General features: G+C 36.1%; 20 protein-coding genes. 10 read left to right on the forward strand and 10 right to left on the reverse strand.

What is annotated here, in order from left to right; genetic code table 11:
* Positions 1–180 precede the first annotated feature (180 nt).
* A complete protein-coding gene (locus MKY70_RS06405) occupies positions 181–1,626 on the reverse strand; it encodes an MATE family efflux transporter (protein ID WP_002166144.1) in 1,446 nt (481 codons plus the stop codon).
* A 354-nt stretch (positions 1,627–1,980) separates the two neighbouring features.
* Between MKY70_RS06405 and MKY70_RS06410 the strand changes: the two genes are divergently transcribed.
* Positions 1,981–3,627, forward strand: a complete 1,647-nt coding sequence (locus MKY70_RS06410) for a peptide ABC transporter substrate-binding protein (RefSeq protein ID WP_002140829.1) — start codon at positions 1,981–1,983, stop codon at positions 3,625–3,627.
* A 30-nt stretch (positions 3,628–3,657) separates the two neighbouring features.
* Here MKY70_RS06410 and MKY70_RS06415 read toward each other — a convergent pair whose 3' ends face one another.
* On the reverse strand, positions 3,658–3,861 hold the full coding sequence (locus MKY70_RS06415) for a hypothetical protein (protein ID WP_000559981.1): 204 nt from the start codon (positions 3,859–3,861) through the stop codon (positions 3,658–3,660).
* 580 nt (positions 3,862–4,441) lie between these two features.
* On the opposite strand from MKY70_RS06415, the gene spx reads away from it, so the two are divergent.
* Complete coding sequence (spx, locus tag MKY70_RS06420; protein ID WP_002011348.1) at positions 4,442–4,837, forward strand: transcriptional regulator Spx; 396 nt, start codon at positions 4,442–4,444, stop codon at positions 4,835–4,837.
* Positions 4,838–4,887: 50 nt separating this feature from the next.
* Here the strand turns inward: spx and MKY70_RS06425 are convergent, their stop codons facing one another.
* Complete coding sequence (locus MKY70_RS06425) at positions 4,888–5,562, reverse strand: TerC family protein (RefSeq protein ID WP_044437786.1); 675 nt, start codon at positions 5,560–5,562, stop codon at positions 4,888–4,890.
* Between the two features lie 436 nt (positions 5,563–5,998).
* Here MKY70_RS06425 and mecA point away from each other — a divergent pair, with 436 nt between their 5' ends.
* The 4 genes from mecA to pepF all read left to right on the forward strand — a co-directional run bounded on the left by mecA (position 5,999) and on the right by pepF (position 11,503).
* Positions 5,999–6,682 carry an adaptor protein MecA gene (mecA, locus tag MKY70_RS06430; protein ID WP_002030378.1) on the forward strand — a complete coding sequence of 228 codons (684 nt, stop codon included), beginning with the start codon at positions 5,999–6,001 and terminating at the stop codon, positions 6,680–6,682.
* 72 nt (positions 6,683–6,754) lie between these two features.
* Positions 6,755–8,299 carry a cardiolipin synthase gene (locus tag MKY70_RS06435; RefSeq protein WP_002064255.1) on the forward strand — a complete coding sequence of 515 codons (1,545 nt, stop codon included), beginning with the start codon at positions 6,755–6,757 and terminating at the stop codon, positions 8,297–8,299.
* Positions 8,300–8,390: 91 nt separating this feature from the next.
* Positions 8,391–9,626, forward strand: coding sequence for a competence protein CoiA (locus MKY70_RS06440; RefSeq protein ID WP_341023715.1), 1,236 nt, complete (start codon positions 8,391–8,393; stop codon positions 9,624–9,626).
* A gap of 50 nt (positions 9,627–9,676) precedes the next feature.
* Positions 9,677–11,503 (forward strand): oligoendopeptidase F, encoded by a 1,827-nt coding sequence (gene pepF / locus MKY70_RS06445; RefSeq protein WP_002140837.1) that lies wholly within the window; start codon positions 9,677–9,679, stop codon positions 11,501–11,503.
* A 132-nt stretch (positions 11,504–11,635) separates the two neighbouring features.
* Here pepF and MKY70_RS06450 read toward each other — a convergent pair whose 3' ends face one another.
* The 4 genes from MKY70_RS06450 to MKY70_RS06465 all read right to left on the reverse strand — a co-directional run bounded on the left by MKY70_RS06450 (position 11,636) and on the right by MKY70_RS06465 (position 14,094).
* Positions 11,636–11,809: a hypothetical protein gene (locus tag MKY70_RS06450; RefSeq protein WP_000748141.1), complete on the reverse strand. Its 174-nt coding sequence runs from the start codon at positions 11,807–11,809 to the stop codon at positions 11,636–11,638.
* Positions 11,810–12,038: 229 nt separating this feature from the next.
* On the reverse strand, positions 12,039–12,932 hold the full coding sequence (locus MKY70_RS06455) for a ClpXP adapter SpxH family protein (RefSeq protein WP_002011359.1): 894 nt from the start codon (positions 12,930–12,932) through the stop codon (positions 12,039–12,041).
* The gene (locus tag MKY70_RS06460) at positions 12,932–13,330 is read right to left on the reverse strand and encodes a globin domain-containing protein (protein WP_000043388.1); all 399 of its coding nucleotides are present in this window, start codon (positions 13,328–13,330) and stop codon (positions 12,932–12,934) included. Before MKY70_RS06460 ends, MKY70_RS06455 begins: the two co-directional genes overlap by 1 nt.
* 185 nt (positions 13,331–13,515) lie before the next feature.
* The gene (locus tag MKY70_RS06465) at positions 13,516–14,094 is read right to left on the reverse strand and encodes a CYTH domain-containing protein (RefSeq protein WP_002064261.1); all 579 of its coding nucleotides are present in this window, start codon (positions 14,092–14,094) and stop codon (positions 13,516–13,518) included.
* A gap of 144 nt (positions 14,095–14,238) precedes the next feature.
* On the opposite strand from MKY70_RS06465, the gene MKY70_RS06470 reads away from it, so the two are divergent.
* From MKY70_RS06470 to MKY70_RS06485, 4 genes are read left to right on the forward strand one after another with little or no spacing between them, the layout of a single operon-like run.
* Positions 14,239–14,610 carry a UPF0738 family protein gene (locus MKY70_RS06470; protein WP_002011362.1) on the forward strand — a complete coding sequence of 124 codons (372 nt, stop codon included), beginning with the start codon at positions 14,239–14,241 and terminating at the stop codon, positions 14,608–14,610.
* Positions 14,611–14,640: 30 nt separating this feature from the next.
* The gene (locus MKY70_RS06475; RefSeq protein ID WP_002125951.1) at positions 14,641–15,279 is read left to right on the forward strand and encodes a GTP pyrophosphokinase; all 639 of its coding nucleotides are present in this window, start codon (positions 14,641–14,643) and stop codon (positions 15,277–15,279) included.
* Between the two features lie 18 nt (positions 15,280–15,297).
* A complete protein-coding gene (locus MKY70_RS06480) occupies positions 15,298–16,095 on the forward strand; it encodes an NAD kinase (protein WP_002011365.1) in 798 nt (265 codons plus the stop codon).
* Between the two features lie 15 nt (positions 16,096–16,110).
* Positions 16,111–17,004, forward strand: a complete 894-nt coding sequence (locus MKY70_RS06485; RefSeq protein ID WP_341023720.1) for an RluA family pseudouridine synthase — start codon at positions 16,111–16,113, stop codon at positions 17,002–17,004.
* A gap of 45 nt (positions 17,005–17,049) precedes the next feature.
* Here the strand turns inward: MKY70_RS06485 and MKY70_RS06490 are convergent, their stop codons facing one another.
* The 3 genes from MKY70_RS06490 to MKY70_RS06500 all read right to left on the reverse strand — a co-directional run bounded on the left by MKY70_RS06490 (position 17,050) and on the right by MKY70_RS06500 (position 20,633).
* Positions 17,050–18,444: a peptidase G2 autoproteolytic cleavage domain-containing protein gene (locus MKY70_RS06490; RefSeq protein WP_341023721.1), complete on the reverse strand. Its 1,395-nt coding sequence runs from the start codon at positions 18,442–18,444 to the stop codon at positions 17,050–17,052.
* Positions 18,445–18,652: 208 nt separating this feature from the next.
* The gene (gene prpE, locus MKY70_RS06495; protein ID WP_002125956.1) at positions 18,653–19,393 is read right to left on the reverse strand and encodes a bis(5'-nucleosyl)-tetraphosphatase PrpE; all 741 of its coding nucleotides are present in this window, start codon (positions 19,391–19,393) and stop codon (positions 18,653–18,655) included.
* A 79-nt stretch (positions 19,394–19,472) separates the two neighbouring features.
* Positions 19,473–20,633, reverse strand: a complete 1,161-nt coding sequence (locus MKY70_RS06500) for an FtsW/RodA/SpoVE family cell cycle protein (protein WP_088035091.1) — start codon at positions 20,631–20,633, stop codon at positions 19,473–19,475.
* Positions 20,634–20,660 lie beyond the last annotated feature (27 nt).

Here is a 20,660-nt window from a genome sequence, read left to right on the forward strand (position 1 = left end):
CCATTCTTCTATTACAGAAGGATGGCTCTATTTTTTATACTAATTAAACTTAATTTAGTATAAAGAGATTTTATCCAAGTTCTTTTTCTGTTTAAAGACAGCAAATTAAGAGTTTCCAAGAATGAAGAAAAGGCGACTGAAATCCAGCCGCCTTTTTCTTCATTTAGAAACACTTTTATTTTATTGCGCCTGAACAGAAACACTCTCATCTTGCTCATTTGGTTTAACAAGTGCATAATTTTCCCACGATCTACTTCTCCAGCGGAAGAACATAATAATTGCTCGCGTCCATTCGTCGATAGCAATCGCTAGCCAAATACCAACGAGCCCCATGTCTAAATGGAAGGCGAAAAAGTAACCGAGTGGTAAGCTCATTAACACCATGGAGAATGCGCCGATTAAAACAGGATATTTTGCATCGCCAGCTGCACGAAGTGAATTAATGATGACGATGTTCATCGTCCGTCCTGTTTCAAGTAGTACACTTAGTAAAAGAACGCTTGCCCCTAGAGCGATAATATGAGGATTATCCGTAAATAGTCCCATTAATTGTGTGCGGAATGTAACAACGAGCATGACCATAAATAAAGTTACACCAATCGCCCATTGTACACTTTTCCATACGCGTGTGTAAGCTTCATCCTTTTCATTTCCGCCAACTAGGCGTCCAACGATAATAGCTGTTCCCATACCGATAGCAATGGCGAATAAATAAGTGAACATGGAAATGTTAGTAGCGTATTGTCTTGCAGCTAACGATTCCGTACCTAAGTATGTTGCGTAATATAAGAAGACAATTTGACAAGCTTGATACATGACTTGTTCGAATGCAGATGGAATGCCGATCTTCAAAATTTTGCCAACGTATTCTTTTGATAAAGTGAAGTAATATTGTAATTTCACACGGTATTCCATAACGCGGTACAGTAACCAGAAGAAAACGATAAGTGCGATTAACCGGCTGACAGCGGAAGAAATCGCGGCTCCTTGCACACCAAGTTCAGGGAAACCGAATTTCCCGAAAATAAGTACGTAGTTTCCGGCGATATGAATAATATTCATTCCAAGCGAAACAAACATTGCTTGCTTTGTAAAGCCGTGAACGCGGATAATTGCGGCTAATGAGTTAATAATAGCTTGAAGGAAAATAGCTCCTCCGACGATGGATAGATAGCTTTGTGCATACGTTAGTACATCGCCTTGTAAATTCATTGCCATCATCATATGTTTTGAAAATAAAAGAAAACCAGCGCTTATAATGAGTCCGACCACTAAATTTAATGTGACGGCTAATGCTGATATTTTTGATGCTTCCATAAAGCGTTTAGAACCGAGGTATTGGGATACAACGATAGCTGCACCATTCCCTATGACTTCTAGTACTAAAATCGCGATATGAAGGTATTGATTCGCTGCACCAACCCCAGATACAGCATCGTCTGATAATGCACTTAACATGAAAGTATCAGCGATCCCCATCAGCATAAAAAGAAAAACTTCTAGAAAAATAGGCCATGTTAATAAGAATAAACTTAATTTCTCTGTTGGCCCGTTTTTTGAGCGAATTGCTGTCATGTCCGTCCCCTCTTTACCGATATCTATTTTTAGCAAAGTGTATCGTAACACACTTTCATATCCTTTGCACTTATTTTAGCCTACATATTTTCAATATGAATAAACCTTCATTTTATGACAAAAAAGGAGGAATAATTATGCGTAAGATATTATAGAATATAAAATTTGTTTTTCTCTGATAATTTAGAAGAATATAAAAATAATCATTTTTAACACTTTAGTTCAATAAAAACGCAGTGTGAAACGTTTACAAATGCACGAAGTGTTAACAGAAAATTTTAATAAAATAGAAATATAAATATACAAAGAATATATTTGTGTGTATAATATGAATTATTAGAACATATATATATTTCTTTCTGTTTGAAAATGAAAGGGCTAACATTTTTTTTGGAGGGTGGAAGTATGAAAAAAAAGATACCAGTTTTTGTAGCATCAACAGTAGCAATGAGCATGATTTTAGGGGCATGTGGCTACCAAAAAGATGAACCGCAAGCGAACGCAAAAGGGGATAGCGGGAAAAGCGGTGCGAAGCAAGTTATTAACTTAATTGAAACACAAGAAATTCCAACGATGGACCCAGCGTTATCAGCTGATGCAGTTTCTTCAAAAGTAATGAACAATACGATGGAAGGCCTATACCGCCTTGGGAAAGACGATAAATTAGTTCCAGGTGTAGCGAAGGAATTCCAAAAGTCAGAAGACGGTAAAAAGTATACATTTAAATTACGTGAAGATGCAAAATGGTCAAATGGTGAACCTGTAACGGCGAAAGATTTCGTGTATGCATGGCAAAGAGCAATTAATCCAGATACAGCTGCGAAATCGGCTTACATTATGTACGATATAAAAAATGCTGAGAAAATTAATAAAAAAGAGATGAGTCCAGACCAATTAGGTGTAAAAGCGATTGATGATCATACACTAGAAGTAGAATTAGATAATTCTATTCCATATCTTGTTGATTTAATGGTCTATCCGATCTTCTATCCTGTTAATGAAAAGTATGTGAAAGAGCAAGGGACGAAGTTTGGTTTAGAAGCAAATACAACACTTTATAACGGACCATTTACATTAAGTGATTGGCAACATGAACGTAGCTTCAAAATGACAAAGAGCTCATCATATTGGGACAATAAAGAAGTGAAGCTTGAGGAAGTAAACTTTAATATTGTAAAAGATACGTCTACGCCAATTAATTTATATGAAACAAACGCAGTCGATCGAGCGACGTTATTAGCAGAGTTCATCGATAAATATAAAGGAAAACCAGATTTCAAAACGGTAGAAGATACATCTGTATTCTTCCTTCGCTTAAATCAAAAAGACCCAGCTTTAGCAAATAAAAATATTCGTAAAGCAATTTCTCTTGGTTTTGACCGTAAACCATTCGTTGATACATTATTAAATAACGGTTCTAAGCCAGCGACGGGATTAATTCCTGACAATTTCATTAAAGGACCGGATAAAAAAGATTTCCGTGTTGAAAATGGAGATATTGTAAAACCAAATGTAAAAGAAGCGAAAAAGTATTGGGAAGCTGGTAAAAAAGAGCTTGGTAAAAACGAAATTGAATTAGAGCTATTAAATGAAGACGTTGAATTATCGAAGAAAACTGGTGAATATTTAAAAGGTGAGTTAGAAAAGAATTTACCAGGTTTAACAGTGAAAATTAAACAACAACCATTCGCGCAAAAACTAAAATTAGAAGATGCGGGCGACTTTGTAATGTCATTCTCTGGATGGAGTGCAGACTTCCCAGATCCAGTTACATATCTTGATATGTTCGTAACTGATGGGGCACAAAATAAAATGAAGTATTCTAATCCGAAGTACGATGAGATTATTATGAAAGCGAAGAAAGATGGAAGCGACGTAAATGCTCGTTGGAAAAACTTACTTGAAGCAGAAAAAATGTTACTTGATGACGCTGCGATTGTTCCAGTATATCAACGTGGTAGAGCATATTTACAAAGAGAAACAATTAAAGATATGTACAACCATAAGTACGGCGGGGAAGTAAGCTTCAAATGGGCATCAGTAGGAAAATAACAAAAAAAAGCAGGTAATTACCTGCTTTTTTTAGTACGTACGTTTTTTATAAATGCCTTTTCCGCCAACTTGGTTCCAGCCAGATTGTACATCTAAACTTTTGTTAACAAACTTCATTTTTTCTTTCCCACCAAAGAGTTTTTCACCGATGCTATTTGTAATGACACCAATCAATGCTGTTATTCCGATGATGAGGGTAGCAACAATGATAAAATCAGTAAAAAAAGCGATCATATGCAAATTCCCCCTTTGTCTGTCTGTATTTTTATTGTATGAGATAAATGGTAAAAAAGAAAGAAATGTCAGAAAAATATTCGATTTACTTTAGAAAGCATATAGACATGAGCGGAGAGATTTGTTAAAATAAGAACAAATGTTCCTTTTCGTTTCTAACCTTTAGAGTCTTACATTTCTCAATTGTTTTGTCGGGAAAAGGTAAGAAAACGCTCTCTTTTTAATGGGGAAGATTATGCAACTGTAATTGTATATCAAGTGAAGATTATTGTAGAAAGTAAGTATCAAAAGGGTTGAGGACCGTTGTTAAAGGACAGTTTTACTGAGTATAATCATGTTGCATAGCAGTGGAGTACACGGAGGAATTTTCTCAACTAGCAGTAAATTCACTGTATATTTCTTGCAAAAACTATTGTATAATGATTATAGAAGTTACTTATTAAAAGTAATTATTGTTGCTTACATGAATTGCGATTTTTTACTTTGCTATAAGACAAGTTATCGCGAAAAATTGCGGAAGTTAGAAATTTAAACTGTAATTAGTACAGAATTTGTACTCTTTAAGGAGAGTGAGCTTTGTATGGTAACATTATATAGTTCTCCAAGCTGTACGTCTTGTAGAAAGGCGAAATTATGGCTAGAGGAAAATCATATTCCTTATACAGAACGTAATATTTTCTCAGATCCATTAACGATTGATGAGATTAAAGAGATTTTACGTATGACAGAAAGCGGAACGGATGAGATTATTTCTACTCGTTCAAAAGTTTTCCAAGAATTGAATGTGAACTTAGAGTCTTTACCACTTCAAGATTTATATAAGATGATTCGTGACTATCCAGGTATTTTACGTCGTCCAATTATGATTGACGAAAAACGCCTTCAAGTAGGTTACAACGAAGATGAAATCCGTCGTTTCTTACCACGTACAGTAAGAACGTTCCAATTACGTGAAGCACAGCGTCTTGTAAATTAATTATAATAATATGAAAACCTTCTACCTATTATAGAGTAGAAGGTTTTCTTTTACTGTTTAACATTACGTAATCGCACTTGTTGAACGATAAAGCCTATGCATAAAATGGTGAAAATGAACAAATAAGGGATACTTGTGGCAAAACTAGGATTATGATGAAAAAACGTTGCAAGTCTGTCTTCATGTGTAATCATTTTTCCTGCTGTATAGGCGAGAACTGCTGCTCCGCAATAAATGAGAAATGGAAAGCGTTCCATGAGTATTAAAATAAGTTTGCTTCCCCAAATGATAATCGGGATAGAAATGAATAAACCGATAATTACGAGTGAAAGTCTTCCGTGAGCTGCTCCTGCAATGGCAATAACATTGTCAAACCCCATAACGAGATCCGCGAATACAATTGTACGCACAGCTTGGAATAAAGTCGTTTTTCCTTTGATAGAAGAAAGATCGTTGTTATTATCAGTGAGTAAATTGACCGCAATTAATGTGAGTAAAATTCCGCCGATGAGTTGTAAAAATGGGATATCAAGTAAATAGACAGCTAGTATCGTGAGGAGAATTCGTAGCACAATTGCTAACATAGTACCAATCAAAATGGCTTTATTTCGTTTTGCTTCAGGTAAATTTCGGCTAGCTAGTGCGATGACAATTGCGTTATCGCCACCTAGTACAACATCGATACCGACAATCAGTAGTACAGATGTTAAAAACTCTAAGTCCATTCGTCTGCCTCCATTTATGATGTTTTAATAAGCGAAATATATGTATGTGGTGAAGAAAGTTTGTCTAGTTTTGATCCCGCGCTCCCAGGGACAAAATAATCACCTCTAATAGAAGTTTCACTTTATTACAGTGTACGAGGGAATATGAGAATGTATGTCCAAATTTTTTGCGAGCAGTGAATTGGTATAATGGTATATTTATTCCGATTGGTGCGAGCTAATAATCAGTGGAGGATGAAAAAAATACTGATTATTGTTTCACTTTATGTAAAAAGTCGAATACAGATAGGTATATAACTATTTTTGTAAAATAAATCGATTTTATTTCCCTTCTGGAGAATCTTATCATAAAATGAGAGTACAAGAATCTATTGTTTTGTCATATGAGTGGGGAATCCCTTCATAACAATTCTAAGCAGGAAGGGAGCGTTGTATTTTGGATATTGAAAGAATTAATGACCATACGATGAAATTTTTTATTACGTACATTGATATAGAGGACAGAGGGTTTAATCGTGAAGAAATTTGGTATGATCGCGAACGAAGTGAAGAGCTCTTTTGGGAGATGATGGACGAAGCTCGTGATCATGATGATTTCTTTATCGATGGGCCGTTATGGATCCAAGTGCAAGCAGTCGATAAAGGGATTGAAGTACTTGTAACGAAAGCGGAGCTTTCAAAGGATGGACAAAAGCTGGAACTACCAATAGGTGTAGACAAAATTATAGACATTCCTCTAGATGAAGGCATCGAATCATTATTCCAGCAAGAATTAGTGGAAGAGGTAGAAGAACAAATAGGAACAAACTTTAATGAAGATGGTACGTTTGGCTTTTTAATTAAGTTTAATGATTTTGAAGATGTTATTTCATTAAGTCATCGTCTTATCTTTGAAGATATAAAAGATGAATTACATTCATTTGAGGACCGATATTATGTATATGTGGAATTCGATGAAGTGCTACATGATGAAGAAGAAATTGATCGTATTTTAAGTATTGTTTTAGAATATGGAGAAGAATCTACTTTAACGATTCACCGTGTAAGTGAGTATGGGAAACAGGTTGTGAAAGAGCGTGCGCTTGAGACAATTCGCAACAATTTCCCTCCTAAAATGTAGGCCGATTTCTATAGTATGAAATCGGCTTTTTTTATGAAGAATAGGAAGGCTTTCTTAGTAAGGAGGTAAGAGATGAAAAACACGTTAAAACTACTTTTCTTTTTTCTACTATTGTTCGCATTATTTGTTTCATTACGTATGTTTATTGATGTAGCATTTTATTCGGATGTCATTGGGATAAAGGATGTTTCTATTTTAGGTATTATTAGTATTTTATTTACGGTTTCCGCATTTTTAATTGGATGTGTTATTTTCTTAGAAAACCGCCATCCGTCTAAAACACTTACGTGGTTAATCGTACTAGGTATTTTTCCGGTGTTCGGTTTCTTTGCTTATCTTTTATTTGGACAAAATTTTCGTAGAAAAAGAATGTTCCAAAAGAAGGCATTACTCGATGAACAGGCGTTTTTACAATATAAGGGACACGAAGATTACGAAGAACGGATTTTACGAAATCATAAGCATCAAGAATTGTTATTTCGTTTAGCAGATCGATTAGGTGCTTTAAATATTTCATTTCAAACTGAAACGAGGACATTAACAAATGGAGACGAAACGTTTCAGGCAATTTTAGATGGGTTAAATCGAGCGAAACACCACATTCATATGGAGTATTACATTGTGCGTGATGACAAGCTCGGTACAGAAATTAAAGATATTTTAATAAAAAAATCAAAAGAAGGCGTTGTCGTTCGTTTTTTATACGACGCGGTTGGAAGCTTTAAATTATCAAATTCGTATATTGAAGAATTGAATGATGCAGGAGTAGAAATGATTCCATTTTTCCCTGTGCGCTTTCCAATTTTAAACGATAAAATTAATTATCGAAACCACCGAAAAATCGTTATTATAGATGGAAATGAAGGGTTTGTAGGTGGATTAAATATTGGTGATGAGTATTTAGGGAAGGATAAATATTTCGGTTTTTGGCGAGACACGCATTTATATTTACGCGGTGAAGCAGTTCAAAGTTTACAGCTAATTTTCCTTCAAGACTGGTTTTATATGACTGGTGAGGCGGTATTAGCACCTGAATATTTACAAGCGGAAGCAGTTGAGGGTGATCATTGGGGCGGAGTCCAACTTGTTGGAGGTGGACCGGATAATAAATGGGAAACAATTAAACATTTATATTTTGCAATGATTGCTTCAGCTAGGAAATCGATTTGGATTGCAACACCATACTTTATCCCAGATGATGATATTTTATCTGCATTAAAAGTAGCTGCACTTGCAGGTATTGATGTTCGTTTGTTAATGCCAAGTAAGCCAGATAAGCGGACTGTCTTTTATGCATCAAGATCGTACTTTCCGGAGTTATTAGATGCAGGAGTAAAAATATATGAATATGAAAAAGGTTTTCTTCATAGTAAAGTTGTCATCGTGGATTCTGATCTCGCATCAATTGGGACAGCTAATATGGATATGAGAAGTTTTCATTTAAACTTTGAAGTAAATGCCTTTTTATATGATACAGGTAGCATTCGAAAGCTCGTTCAAGATTTTAAAGACGATTTAGAAGAATCCAGTGAAATTCATGTTGACCGATTTCATAAGAGACGTCTTCATAGGCGGATTGTTGAATCGACGTATCGGTTATTATCACCTTTATTATAGAAAGAGATGTCCTAATTTAGGACATCTCTTTTTTTGAGAGGAATTTGTAGTAAATTGTAGAATACAAGAAGTTGAAAGGGTGTGATGGTGGATGTTTATTGCAAGGAGAGAAAACGGAGAGAAAATTCATCTATTATATAACCGGGATGAAGAACGTTTACGCGAAATGCGTAAACGAGAAAAATTCTTTTGTACAGCTTGCGGAAAAGAAGTGCAAATGAAATTAGGAACACAAAAGAGCTGGCATTTTGCTCATAAGAAAGTGGATTCATGTCTTACCTTTTATGAAGCAGAATCTATGTATCATATGCAAGGTAAAGAATTGTTATATAGATGGTTAAAACATCAAGATTTTCATGTCGATATAGAGCATTATCTGCCAGTAATCAAGCAACGGCCAGATATTTACGTAGAGAGAGCGGATAGAAAAATTGCGATTGAATATCAATGTGCAAATCTCTCCGTAGAGCAGCTTTATAAGCGAACATATTCGTATTGGCAAGCTAGTATACAAGTCATCTGGATAATCGGTGGAAATCAGTTGAAAAAGCAATCCGCCTATTGGATGACATTCTCCTCCCTTATGGCTTTCTCCTTACAACCTTATCCTCAGCCATTTCTTATTTTCTTCTGTCCGAAACAAAAATCGTTTATGAAATGCGCATTTATCACTCCGTTTTCTACAAATGTCTCTTTCTCACATACTATTTATTTACCAACTGATAAGACTACTGTTGACATGCTCTTTTCCCCCGTTCCTTTCCAAAAAGAGGTATTAGGACAAGAATGGAAGAGAAAAAAGAACCATTTTCGGCAAAACGCTCTATCTGTCTGGAATTATAATCATAAGTCACTACTCCGCCTCTTATATCAATATAAATGTACCCCAGCGGGTTTTCCTTCTGAAATCGGTGTTCCGCTCCCATCCGCGTTTGCTTTTCAAACAAATCCATTTATATGGCAAGCTTCTCTTTATTTGAAGTGTATAGGTATGCTTAAGGTAGGGGAGTATATTTCTCTGCAATACGTATGTAACTATGTAGCAAAATATACGAAGAGGCGTCTACTTCCGTATTTTGCACAACATATATGGAAGGTAGCAGTTTCGGAGTATATGACATTTTTATGTTATGCAGGTGTATTAATAAAAATAGGTATTAATAAGTATCGAAAAATAAGAGATGTTGTGTTGGTAAAAACAGAGGGAGAAATTATGAAATATGATGAAATTTGCTTAGCACATGCACTATCTCTATTTGAGACAAAGTACAACATGAGAGAGGGAAAAGGGGATATAATAAAGACTGATCGTGAAGGAATTACATAAGAAAACTCGAATTGTACTTAAGTAGAGATATTATAAGGAGGGCTTAAAGAATGGCTGAAAAAAATACAGTAAAATCATTACCAAATCGCAATGAGATTGAAGAAGCAAGCACATGGCGATTAGAAGATATTTTCCAAACAGATGCAGAATGGGAAAAAGAATTCCAAGCTATTAAAGAGCTATTGCCAAAGTTAACTGAATTTAAAGGGAAGCTTGGCGACTCTGCAGACAATTTGCTTGAGGCATTGCAATATGAAGATGAAATTTCAATGCGATTAGGTAAGCTATATACATATGCACATATGCGTTACGATCAAGATACAACAAACTCTGTGTATCAAGCACTGAATGATCGCGCAACAAATTTATACTCACAAGTATCTAGTAGCACAGCGTATATCGTACCTGAAATTTTATCTATTTCAGAAGATACATTGCAAACATTCTTACAAGAAAATCGAGAACTAAGTGTATATGAGCATGCATTAGAAGAAATTACACGTCAACGCCCGCACGTATTATCTGAGGCAGAGGAAGCGTTATTAGCAGAAGCATCTGAAGTGATGAGTGCATCAAGTAATACATTCGGTATGTTGAATAATGCGGATTTGAAATTCCCATCTATTAAAGGTGAGGATGGAGAAGAGGTAGAAATAACACATGGCCGTTACATTCAGTTTTTAGAAAGTGATGATCGTCGTGTTCGCGAAGATGCATTCAAAGCTGTATTTGAAACGTATGGGAAATTTAAGAACACATTTGCAAGTACGTTAAGCGGGGCAGTGAAACGTAATAATTTCAATGCACGTATTCGTAAATATGACTCTGCTCGCCAAGCAGCATTAAGCAATAATAATATTCCTGAAGCAGTATACGATCAACTCGTTGAAACGGTAAATGACAACTTACATTTATTACACCGTTACATTGATATTCGTAAGCGTGCACTAGGACTTGATGAGCTTCATATGTACGATTTATATACACCACTTGTACAAGAAGTGAAAATGAATGTGAAGTATGAAGAAGCGCAAGACCTGTTATTAAAATCTTTAAACGTACTTGGTGATGAATATGTTGAAATTTTAAAAGAAGCATATGAAAATCGCTGGGTAGATGTGTACGAGAATAAAGGCAAACGAAGCGGAGCATATTCATCTGGTGCATACGGAACAAATCCGTATATTTTAATGAACTGGCATGATAATGTAAATAATTTATATACACTTGCTCATGAGTTTGGTCATTCGGTGCATAGTTATTACACAAGAAAGACACAGCCACACGTATACGGTGATTATTCAATCTTCGTTGCAGAGGTAGCATCAACTTGTAATGAAGCGCTTCTAAATGATTATTTATTAAAAACGACAGAAGATAAAAAAGAGCGTCTATATTTATTAAATCATTATTTAGAAGGATTCCGTGGTACTGTATTCCGTCAAACAATGTTTGCAGAGTTCGAGCATATCATTCATAAAAAAGTACAAGAAGGACATGCGGTTACGCCAGATATGTTAACGGAGATCTACTACGATTTAAATAAGAAATATTTCGGGGATGCTTTAGTAATCGATAAAGAAATCGGTTTAGAATGGTCTCGTATTCCGCACTTCTATTACAACTATTACGTATATCAATACGCAACAGGATTTAGTGCAGCGACTGCGTTATCTAAACAAATTTTAGAAGAAGGACAACCTGCAGTAGAACGTTACATTAACGAATTCTTAAAAGCGGGAAGCTCCGATTATCCAATTGAAGTGTTGAAAAAAGCAGGAGTTGATATGGCATCTCCTGAACCAGTGAAAGAGGCACTTCAAGTATTTGAAGAGAAATTAAATGAATTAGAAGCGTTATTATTTGAAGAAAAGTAATGAGAAAAGACGAGGGGTTTTATCCTCGTCTTTTTTGTTTGAAAATGTTTTTGTCGATTTTTGTCGAAAAAATAAGGAGGATTTCCTTACTTTTTCTAAATTAGAAGGCAGTTTTACAGTTGATTTTTGTAATTAAAATCCTTTAAATCGTTTTCTATAGTTGAAATAAGAGACAGCGATGACGATAACTCCGAATAAAAGAGGAAAGGCAATAATTTTAGGGAAAGCTTGTAATAGAGAGAGGATATACAAGAAAAAAGAAACAATAACACATAGAAAGATAAGAAAAATATGAGATTTTTTCATAAGGAAACCTCCTAAATTGCTTTTTTTATAGCTTATTCAAGAATGAAAACGTTTAGAATGTGACAAAAATGTGAAATTCGACAAAAGGGGTTGTCATCTGACGTCGAATCTTGTAATATAATAAGCGTGAACGAATTCACATACAAACATATACCCCTTTGTTTGAACGTGAAAATTTCTCCCATCCCCTTTAATATTTTTATAAGCCGTAAAGAAAAAGACCTGGTGTTTACACCAGGTCTTTTTCTTTTGCTATCCATTTCCAATAACGCTCGCACTTCACTTCAATCATTTGTACTTTTCGTTTTAGTTGTAATTTTTTTAGTTCACGCTCTATTTCTTGCTGAGGGCAGTCATATATAAATGAGATTTCCTTTGAAGAAATAAATTGTGTTGCTTCTAGTAATACTTCTAAAGGAGGTAATGGTTCTGGCTCAATTTCGCATTTTACCAGTTCTTTTAATAGCTGTACGTATACATCATAGGAATAAATCCCTGTGATTTTAATACCTTCCTCATCTGAATTTGCATGAAAAAATAGGAGGGAAGGTATTTCTGTAATATGCATCTCATTTGTGAATTTTAGGTCGCATTGGAAAGCTTTTTTTGCGCTAACTGAGTGTAGGTCTTTTTTAAATTCCTCTACATCAATGCCACTATCTTTAGCACATGTAAGCAATAATTCACAGTCAGGGTTTGATACATTTTCAAGAAAAATGTATTCTTGGAGTTTTCGCAAAAACTTCGAACCTGCTTTTCGGCCTTGCAACTCCGCCGCCTTAATTGCCATCGAAACTAAATACGGTGTTGACGACGCCTCTTGCATATGTACTTTTCCATCACATGAAAAACCTTGTAAACTTGTTGTCTTTTCCCACACAAATCGAATATTAGCAGGTTTATTCCATTTGTGTGAGGAAGCATTCGCCCCGTCCACTTTTCCTGTTACTATATGACGAATAGAGAAGTATTTCCCATACTCAAGCCATAGTTTAATAATAAATGGCTCGATATCCCAGCAATCTTTACAAAGTGGATCAATAAATAAATATGCTTCTACAGATTTATGCTCGCATGTGGAAGGAGAAGGCATATTTATATGCTTTGCTTCCTGCTTATCCATTACACTTCACCTGTTTCATTTGGAGTATTGACCATATGTTGAGCAGTTAATGCTAAACGTTCAAAAACAAACTCTCTTATATGACCGTGCACTCCTGTATCATCCATTGCTTGCTCCATACATGACAGCCAAGCTTCTGCGCGTTTTGGAGTAATCTCAAACGGAAGATGGCGTGCTCTTAGCATAGGATGCCCATGTTCTTCAGTGTATAAATTAGGACCACCTAAATATTGTGTTAAAAATTGTTTCTGCTTCCTAGCAGTTTCTGTTAAATCATCCGGGAAGATCGGAGATAAGTCAGGGTGTTCACTGACATAGGAATAAAATGTATCCACTAATGTTGCAATGCATTGTTCACCGCCAATTGCTTCAAATGGTGTCATCGGTTGCTTGCTCATCCTTTATAAACTCCTTTTTCCATGAAATGTATATCTATTGTAGCAATGGAATGTTATGAAGAGCAACTAAACAGCCTTCATAACATTCTTTGCTTATTCTATATGTTGCTAATAAATCTTTTGCTTTTCAAAAAGGTGAAATGTAGCCGTAAGTACAGCTCTTCTTCACTGATGGAAATTTTACTTTAGCGCTCTTCGTTTTGTTTGGCAAGGAAAAAGCGTTTTACTTTGTTGTTTGTATGACGAACTGGTACGTTATGTTGCTTTAATAACCTTATAAATGCTGCTTTACCGGTCTTTTCATCTTGCACTTCGTATTCAATTTCATAATCATCGTGATTGTAATAGAAACTATGATCAAAGACAAGCGTTCCGCCTTCAAATAATATTTCAGCTCTTTCTGTTGTTAAACTACCCATATAAGTTAAAGAGGAAACGGGAATTTGTAATTTGTGTAGCTGATCCATTACAGTTCCTTGAATGATTGTGTTTGTTTCCATCATAAGTTGTGCTTCTTTTTCTGTTACAGACTGATGAGTTTCTAATAAACCAATTTCAGCAGGTTGTTTTAATGTTAATGTATAAGTTCCATCTTTATGACGAATACGAAGTGCAGAGCCCGTATCTTTTAAAGAGAAGTGAGGCGTTTCAAAGTAGTGATTTACTTGTTTTGTAAATGCTTCAATAGAAAAAGATTTGCATAATGTTTGGAATTCTTCCTCTGTAACCATATTTTTAAATTCAATTTCAATTTCTTGTGTCATTGTATGCGCTCCTTTTGAAAAATAATTCTTTCCACATTATCGCTTTTTCGCAAATTTGGTTCAATGTTTTATTTGTTTGCGTCCATGTTATGATACAATAATACTGTTAAGTAAGACAGGAAGTTGAGATGGAGGAGTTCGAGTATGCAAAATAAAATTCAAGTTAAGAGCGTAGAAACGAGAGAGAATGCGCTTATTTTTTGTGCGGAAAATACTGAAATAGAGGTAAAGGAGTTAAGTGCGCGTAATCACGTACTTGTAGACTCAGACAATTTATCATTTTTATATATCTTAGAAAATGAATCATCTTTCATTTATGTAAGTATTCCGCATACATGCTGGGAAGCAATGCATGAAGCGATGAATAAAGATACAGCGATGTTTATTCGCGTGAATGATGTTGAAATAGAATTAGAAGGATTAAAAGAAGAAGTAGAATATTTAGTTGAAAATATTGAAGGTAATGCAAATTACGGAGAAGAACTAGTAACTGCTGTAGAAAAAGTGTTTCTATAAGCAAATGGATTGATTTTGGTGGTGGTTGAAATGAATCGTAATTGGGAAGAATTTTTAGCACCGTATCACCAAGCGGTGGCGGAGCTGAAAGTGAAACTAAAAGGAATGCGTACTCAATTTGCAATGTTAACGGAGCATTCTCCAATTGAGTTTGTAACAGGAAGGGTAAAGTCGGTTGCAAGTATTATTGATAAAGCGGAGAAGAGAAATGTGCCGCTAGACCGAATTAGAGAAGATATGCAGGACATCGCGGGCCTTCGAATGATGTGTCAATTCGTAGATGAGATTAAGCCTGTTGTAGAATATCTTCGAAAACGAAATGATTTTGACATTGTAGAAGAACGTGATTATGTAACGCAAAAGAAAGATAGCGGCTATCGCTCTTACCACGTTGTCATTAGTTATCCTGTTCAAACGATACAGGGGGAGAAAAAAGTGTTAGTTGAAATTCAAATTCGCACGTTAGCAATGAATTTTTGGGCAACGATTGAGCATTCTTTAAATTACAAATATAGTGGACGTTTTCCTGAAGATATTAAAATACGCTTACAACGTGCAGCGGAAGCGGCGTTTTTATTAGATGAAGAAATGTCTTCCATTCGTCTTGAAATTCAAGAAGCGCAAAAGGTCTTTTCACGAAAGCAGGAAACGAAAGATTCTGAATCATAAACTAAAGGGTGTTGGGCGATGAAATTTACAATTATGTCAAAGGGAGATCAATCATCAGATACACTAGCAAGTACGATGAAAGAATACTTGTTAGATTTTGGGTTTACAATGGATGAAAAGGAACCTGATATTGTAATTTCTGTTGGGGGAGATGGAACGCTTTTATATGCATTCCATCGTTACTATAATCGATTAGATGAAACCGCATTTGTTGGTGTACATACAGGGCATTTAGGTTTCTATGCAGATTGGTTACCGACGGAAGTAGAGAAGTTGGTGATTGCAATCGCTAAAACACCGTTCCAAGTGGTTGAATATCCACTTTTAGAAGTGATTATTCGCTATGTGAATGGTAGTAAAGAGTCGCAGTATTTGGCGATGAATGAAGCGACTGTAAAAAGTGCAGAAGGTACATTAGTAACAGAAGTGGAAATACGCGGAGAGTATTTCGAAACGTTTCGCGGAGATGGTCTTTGTATTTCTACTCCTTCAGGAAGTACCGCGTATAATAAGGCGCTTGGCGGAGCAATTATTCACCCTTCTATTGAAGCGATTCAAATTGCAGAAATGGCATCTATCAACAATCGTGTATTTCGTACGGTAGGTTCGCCGCTCGTACTGCCGAAGCATCATACATGCGTTTTAAAGCCGGCTGCAGGAATGAACATGCAAATTACCGTGGATCATTTGACGATGGTTCATCAAGATGTGAAATCAATTCAGTATCGCGTTGCAAACGAGAAAGTACGATTTGTTCGTTTCCGTCCGTTCCCATTCTGGAAACGTGTTCGTGACTCGTTTGTTGCAGATAAATAGAGAGGGTTTATATATTTGAACAGATTTACATTGAAATGGGATATAGGGCTGGCTGAAGAGGGAACTTTAGTTAGAGAATTTTTGAAAACAAAAGGGATTTCGAAAGCTGCTTTAACGGATATAAAGTTCCGCGGGGGAGCAATTGAAGTAAACGGTCAACACACAAGTGTTCGTCACAAGTTACAAGCTGATGAAGAGTTACAAATCTTTTTTCCAGTGGAGGAAAGAAGTGAAGGGATGGAAGTGGAAGAGATCCCTTTATGTATCGTATATGAAGATGATGCGGTTCTTGTTATAAATAAAGAAGCAAATATGTCGACGATTCCGTCTAGGGAGCACCCGTCAGGAAGTATTGCAAACGCTCTTTTATATCATTATGATAAACAAAATCTTGCAAGTACGGTGCACATTGTGACGAGGTTAGACCGTGATACTTCAGGGCTTATGTTAATTGCGAAAAATAGATTCGTTCACCACCTTTTATCGAAGCAGCATCAACAAAAAGGGGTGAAACGAACGTATGAGGCAATCGTTCATGGGACTATTTTAGAAGAAGTAGGAACGATTGACGCGCCAATCGGACGAAAAGCGGATAGTATTATCGAGCGAACTGTCTGTGAAGATGGTCAAAGAGCTGTTACTCATTTTAGAGTGATGGAGAGTTCTTCCGATAAGACGCATGTAGCGCTTGAGCTCGAGACGGGAAGAACACATCAAATTCGTGTACATATGGCATATATAGGACATCCGCTACTTGGGGATGATCTATACGGTGGCCGAAGAGATGTGATAAAACGTCAAGCGCTGCATAGTACATCTTTGACGTTTTATCATCCTATTTTAGAAAAGGGAATGACTTTTACCGTAAGTATCCCAGAGGATATGCAATACGCTTTACATAACAATTAAAAGGGAACAAAATTCTTATCATAAAAAGAATTTTGTTCCCTTTTTTTAGCGAAATAATATTAAAATTTGATTTTCACCAGTACGTTTTATAACGAAAAAACCACTTTCAGCTTTCGTGGCAATGCCGTCATCATTTGGACGACAATATCCGTGTGTTTCGCAAGTGCCGTCATCACGTACTAACATTTGTCCAATTAATCCGACAGGAAGCCACTCGGTGCGATTTCGTCTCGATATATATTTGCAAGCTGGATCCCATTCTGTATTTAAAAGTGGCTGTATTTCTTGCGTATCAGTACGTGTATATTGGCGTTTTCCGAAGCTATCTGTTTTATAACGCTTTGCCCAACTTAAAGCACCGCTATTTCCTATGAGAGCGGGGGTAGCGCTAGATATTCCTAATATGAATGAATCATTTGAAGTAGCTTTTCGAATTTTTTCTTTGCTACTAAATGTAATGAAATAGCCGATATCAATAGGGCTATGATCTGCTGCCTCAAACATTTGTGCAAAATCAGTACCACCTGCATTGTAAGAAGCACCATCGATATACATTTCTCCGTTATGGGCAAGCCATTTGGCACCTATATTATAATCAGTGTCATTTGTCCCATTTGCGATAAACCAGGAATAAGCTTCTTCTGCTGTACCAAATTTACCCATAATATGGCTGCCTGCAAAATTAGCTGTTGATGTATGATTTCCTTCCGCATGAGATGAGAATCCGTTAGCGATAGTTGCGGTTCCTTCTGCATGTGCTGCTTCGCCCAAAGCAATTGCATGTTTTCCTTCTGCATGAGAATAAGAGCCGCCTGCTGTCGTTTCACTTCCTTCGCTATGCGAACTATGTCCAGTTGCCTTTGTTTTTGTCCCTTCTGCATGAGAAAAGGGACCAGTTGCATGTGTAAGAAGCCCTTCTGCATGTGAAGCGATTCCATCAGCTTTAGAGTGAAGTCCTTCTTTATATGCGTGACGAGCTCCTTTGTTATTTTCTTTTTTTATAGGTGTAGGTACAGGAGCCTGAATAGGGGCGGATCTTTCTATTTGTACATCGTTGCCCGAGATTAATGCTTCTTTTATTTTTTTTACTTGATTTATAATAGTAGCTGGAATTTCTGGTTGTACTTTTTCCTTTATTGCTGCAGGAATGTTTTCTTTTATATTTTCTTGTATCTTTTCCGAATTAAGCACAGGTTCATCATTATTAGAAGCGAGCTTCTTTTTTTGTTTTTCTTTTATTTTCCTGCTATCTATAATCCGCCTCATAACAGCATTTTCTAAAGAGACATATTTTTCTCTCGGTTTGCTTTTTTTTGATGACTTTTGTTCTTCTATTTCTTCTATAGCTGCAGCTCGAATACTGCACCAGTTGTTAATTCCATACATGGGATGGTATAAAGGGTGGAATTTTCTTTTTTGTTTAGAAGATTTTTTCTTCATTCCGTCACCTCCTGCGACAGTATATGCCGTGCAATTAAAAAAAGATGCACTTTATTGCATCTTTTTTAATTGCTTTATCTAGTTTTAGTGTGGAATATGTCTAGAAAACACCATGATCCTCTGCAAATCGTAGAGGTATTTATCCCGATTGGTGCGGGCTAATAATCAGTGGGGGAGGAACAAAACCCCCACTGATTAAAGTTTCACTTTATGAAATTGGGCGGAACTTTTCAGGGACAAAAGGTAGGGAAGAAGGGACAGAAACGGTCTCCAACTCAGGGTAACGTAGTCCAGTTAGTTTACCACCAAATACAGCACCAGTATCAATATTGACTGTATGATTCACAAAGCGAGGTTCATTGACAGGTGTATGTCCATAAACAATCCATGTTTCACCCTTATACTCTTTCGCCCAATCTTGGCGGACAGGTGAGCCGTCAGGGTGTTTTTCGCCTGTAATATCACCATATAATACAAAGGTTTCTACTTTTTTATCTTGTCTTCCTATGTAATCTTGCCGAATACCAGCGTGACAGACGGTTAATTTTTTTTCATCCAGTATGTGATATAGCGGTGATTGTTCGTAAAGAGTAATGAATTTTTCTTTTATTATTTGTTGCTTATTAGAAGGCAATGCTTCATATTCTGCAACAGTTGTTTCGAGCCCATGAGCGATTGTAACATTACGTCCAAGGAAGAAACGATACAGTTTATTACAGTGATTCCCTGGAGCATAATAAGCATCTTTTCTATTTATTACGAGCTCCCATACAATTTCAATCATCCGTAATGAATGAGGACCTCGGTCTGTAATATCACCAACGAATGCAAGCCTTCGTTTTGCGTTATGAATTGGGATACCACTATCCCAGCTATACCCTAGTTTCGTTGTTAAATCTTGAAACTCTTGGAAGCATCCGTGAATATCACCTATAATGTCATATTTCATATTTAAACCTCCAGCTCATTTTTTCATTAGTATATCTAAAATGGACATAGAAAAAAACCATACCGTTTTTCGATATGGTTCATTTAAACATAAAGATTTTAGTTCTTGAGCGTACGTTTAAAATAAATCCAATAGCAACCATATATGTGAGCAGTGAACTCCCGCCGTAGCTCATAAGCGGTAACGTTATTCCTGTAATAGGGAGTAAACCAATTGTCATCCCAATATTTTGGAATACTTGGAACGTAAACATTCCAATTGTACCAGCGCAAATATAACTACCGAAAGGTTCATTGCTTTCTAAAGCGATATGGATCATTCGATAAATGAGTAAGAAAAAAAATGAAATAATAACACTTGCTCCTAAAAAACCGAATTGTTCAGCGATATTTGTAAAAATAAAATCTGTATGTGGCTCTGGAAAATATACTTGTCTATTTTCCCATCCTTTTCCTTGCATTTCTCCTGATCCAGTAGCTAAAAATGCTTGTCTTAATTGGTATCCTTGTGCGTCATATTCATAAGGTGCAAGCCAACCATAGAAGCGATTTAATTGATATTCTTTTAGAATGTGCTCTTTAAAGAACTCTGTATGCGTGAAATAAATATATGTTAAGGTAGAGCCTATGGTGAAAATACCGGAGGTTAATCCGAGGATAAAGCGCCAACGTATACCAGAAACTAAAACCATTGTTGCAAGCATCGCTGAAATGACCATTGTGTTTCCTAAATCAGGTTCTTTTGCGATTAGAAGTAGTGGAGGTAAACTAGCTGCAAATATTTTTAAAAGTAAAATGAAATCTTCGCGAGTTGTCCGAAAAAGGTATTTTTCATTATGATTCGCTATAATTCGTCCAACGACGATAATCAAAAATAATTTCATAATTTCAGAAGGCTGAAAGTTTCCGATGCCTGGAAGTCTGTACCACGCGGTAGCCCCTTTAATTGTAACGGCGCCAGGAACTTGAAGTTCTAGGCCAATTAGAAGTATGAGTGCAAAGCTATATAAATACCAAGCAATTTGTTTATAGCGATCGAAATCAATAACCATAATAACACCAATGGCGATAAATCCAATGGCATACCATTGGATTTGTTTTAATACAAAATTTACGTTTTGTAAAAATGGTGGTAAAGAAGCTTGTGCACTTGCGATAGCAAAGCAGCTAACAATCCCAATGGCAAATAAAATGAATATTAATATGTAGTCTATTTGATATTGAGTGTTCGGATCTTTCACTGTATGAATTCCTTTCTACTGCTCTCT

The sequence above is a fragment of the Bacillus sp. FSL R9-9492 genome, from assembly GCF_038007365.1.
In the GTDB taxonomy this organism is placed as follows: domain Bacteria; phylum Bacillota; class Bacilli; order Bacillales; family Bacillaceae_G; genus Bacillus_A; species Bacillus_A mycoides.

What these genes read in the sequence shown, in the direction of transcription:
- MKY70_RS06410 (WP_002140829.1), top strand. Translation starts at nt 1,981, where the DNA reads ATGAAAAAAAAGATACCAGTTTTTGTAGCATCAACAGTAGCAATGAGC.
- MKY70_RS06415 (WP_000559981.1), bottom strand. Translation starts at nt 3,861, where the DNA reads ATGATCGCTTTTTTTACTGATTTTATCATTGTTGCTACCCTCATCATC.
- spx (WP_002011348.1), top strand. Translation starts at nt 4,442, where the DNA reads ATGGTAACATTATATAGTTCTCCAAGCTGTACGTCTTGTAGAAAGGCG.
- MKY70_RS06425 (WP_044437786.1), bottom strand. Translation starts at nt 5,562, where the DNA reads ATGGACTTAGAGTTTTTAACATCTGTACTACTGATTGTCGGTATCGAT.
- MKY70_RS06435 (WP_002064255.1), top strand. Translation starts at nt 6,755, where the DNA reads ATGAAAAACACGTTAAAACTACTTTTCTTTTTTCTACTATTGTTCGCA.
- MKY70_RS06440 (WP_341023715.1), top strand. Translation starts at nt 8,391, where the DNA reads ATGTTTATTGCAAGGAGAGAAAACGGAGAGAAAATTCATCTATTATAT.
- pepF (WP_002140837.1), top strand. Translation starts at nt 9,677, where the DNA reads ATGGCTGAAAAAAATACAGTAAAATCATTACCAAATCGCAATGAGATT.
- MKY70_RS06450 (WP_000748141.1), bottom strand. Translation starts at nt 11,809, where the DNA reads ATGAAAAAATCTCATATTTTTCTTATCTTTCTATGTGTTATTGTTTCT.
- MKY70_RS06455 (WP_002011359.1), bottom strand. Translation starts at nt 12,932, where the DNA reads ATGGATAAGCAGGAAGCAAAGCATATAAATATGCCTTCTCCTTCCACA.
- MKY70_RS06460 (WP_000043388.1), bottom strand. Translation starts at nt 13,330, where the DNA reads ATGAGCAAGCAACCGATGACACCATTTGAAGCAATTGGCGGTGAACAA.
- MKY70_RS06465 (WP_002064261.1), bottom strand. Translation starts at nt 14,094, where the DNA reads ATGACACAAGAAATTGAAATTGAATTTAAAAATATGGTTACAGAGGAA.
- MKY70_RS06470 (WP_002011362.1), top strand. Translation starts at nt 14,239, where the DNA reads ATGCAAAATAAAATTCAAGTTAAGAGCGTAGAAACGAGAGAGAATGCG.
- MKY70_RS06475 (WP_002125951.1), top strand. Translation starts at nt 14,641, where the DNA reads ATGAATCGTAATTGGGAAGAATTTTTAGCACCGTATCACCAAGCGGTG.
- MKY70_RS06480 (WP_002011365.1), top strand. Translation starts at nt 15,298, where the DNA reads ATGAAATTTACAATTATGTCAAAGGGAGATCAATCATCAGATACACTA.
- MKY70_RS06490 (WP_341023721.1), bottom strand. Translation starts at nt 18,444, where the DNA reads ATGAAGAAAAAATCTTCTAAACAAAAAAGAAAATTCCACCCTTTATAC.
- prpE (WP_002125956.1), bottom strand. Translation starts at nt 19,393, where the DNA reads ATGAAATATGACATTATAGGTGATATTCACGGATGCTTCCAAGAGTTT.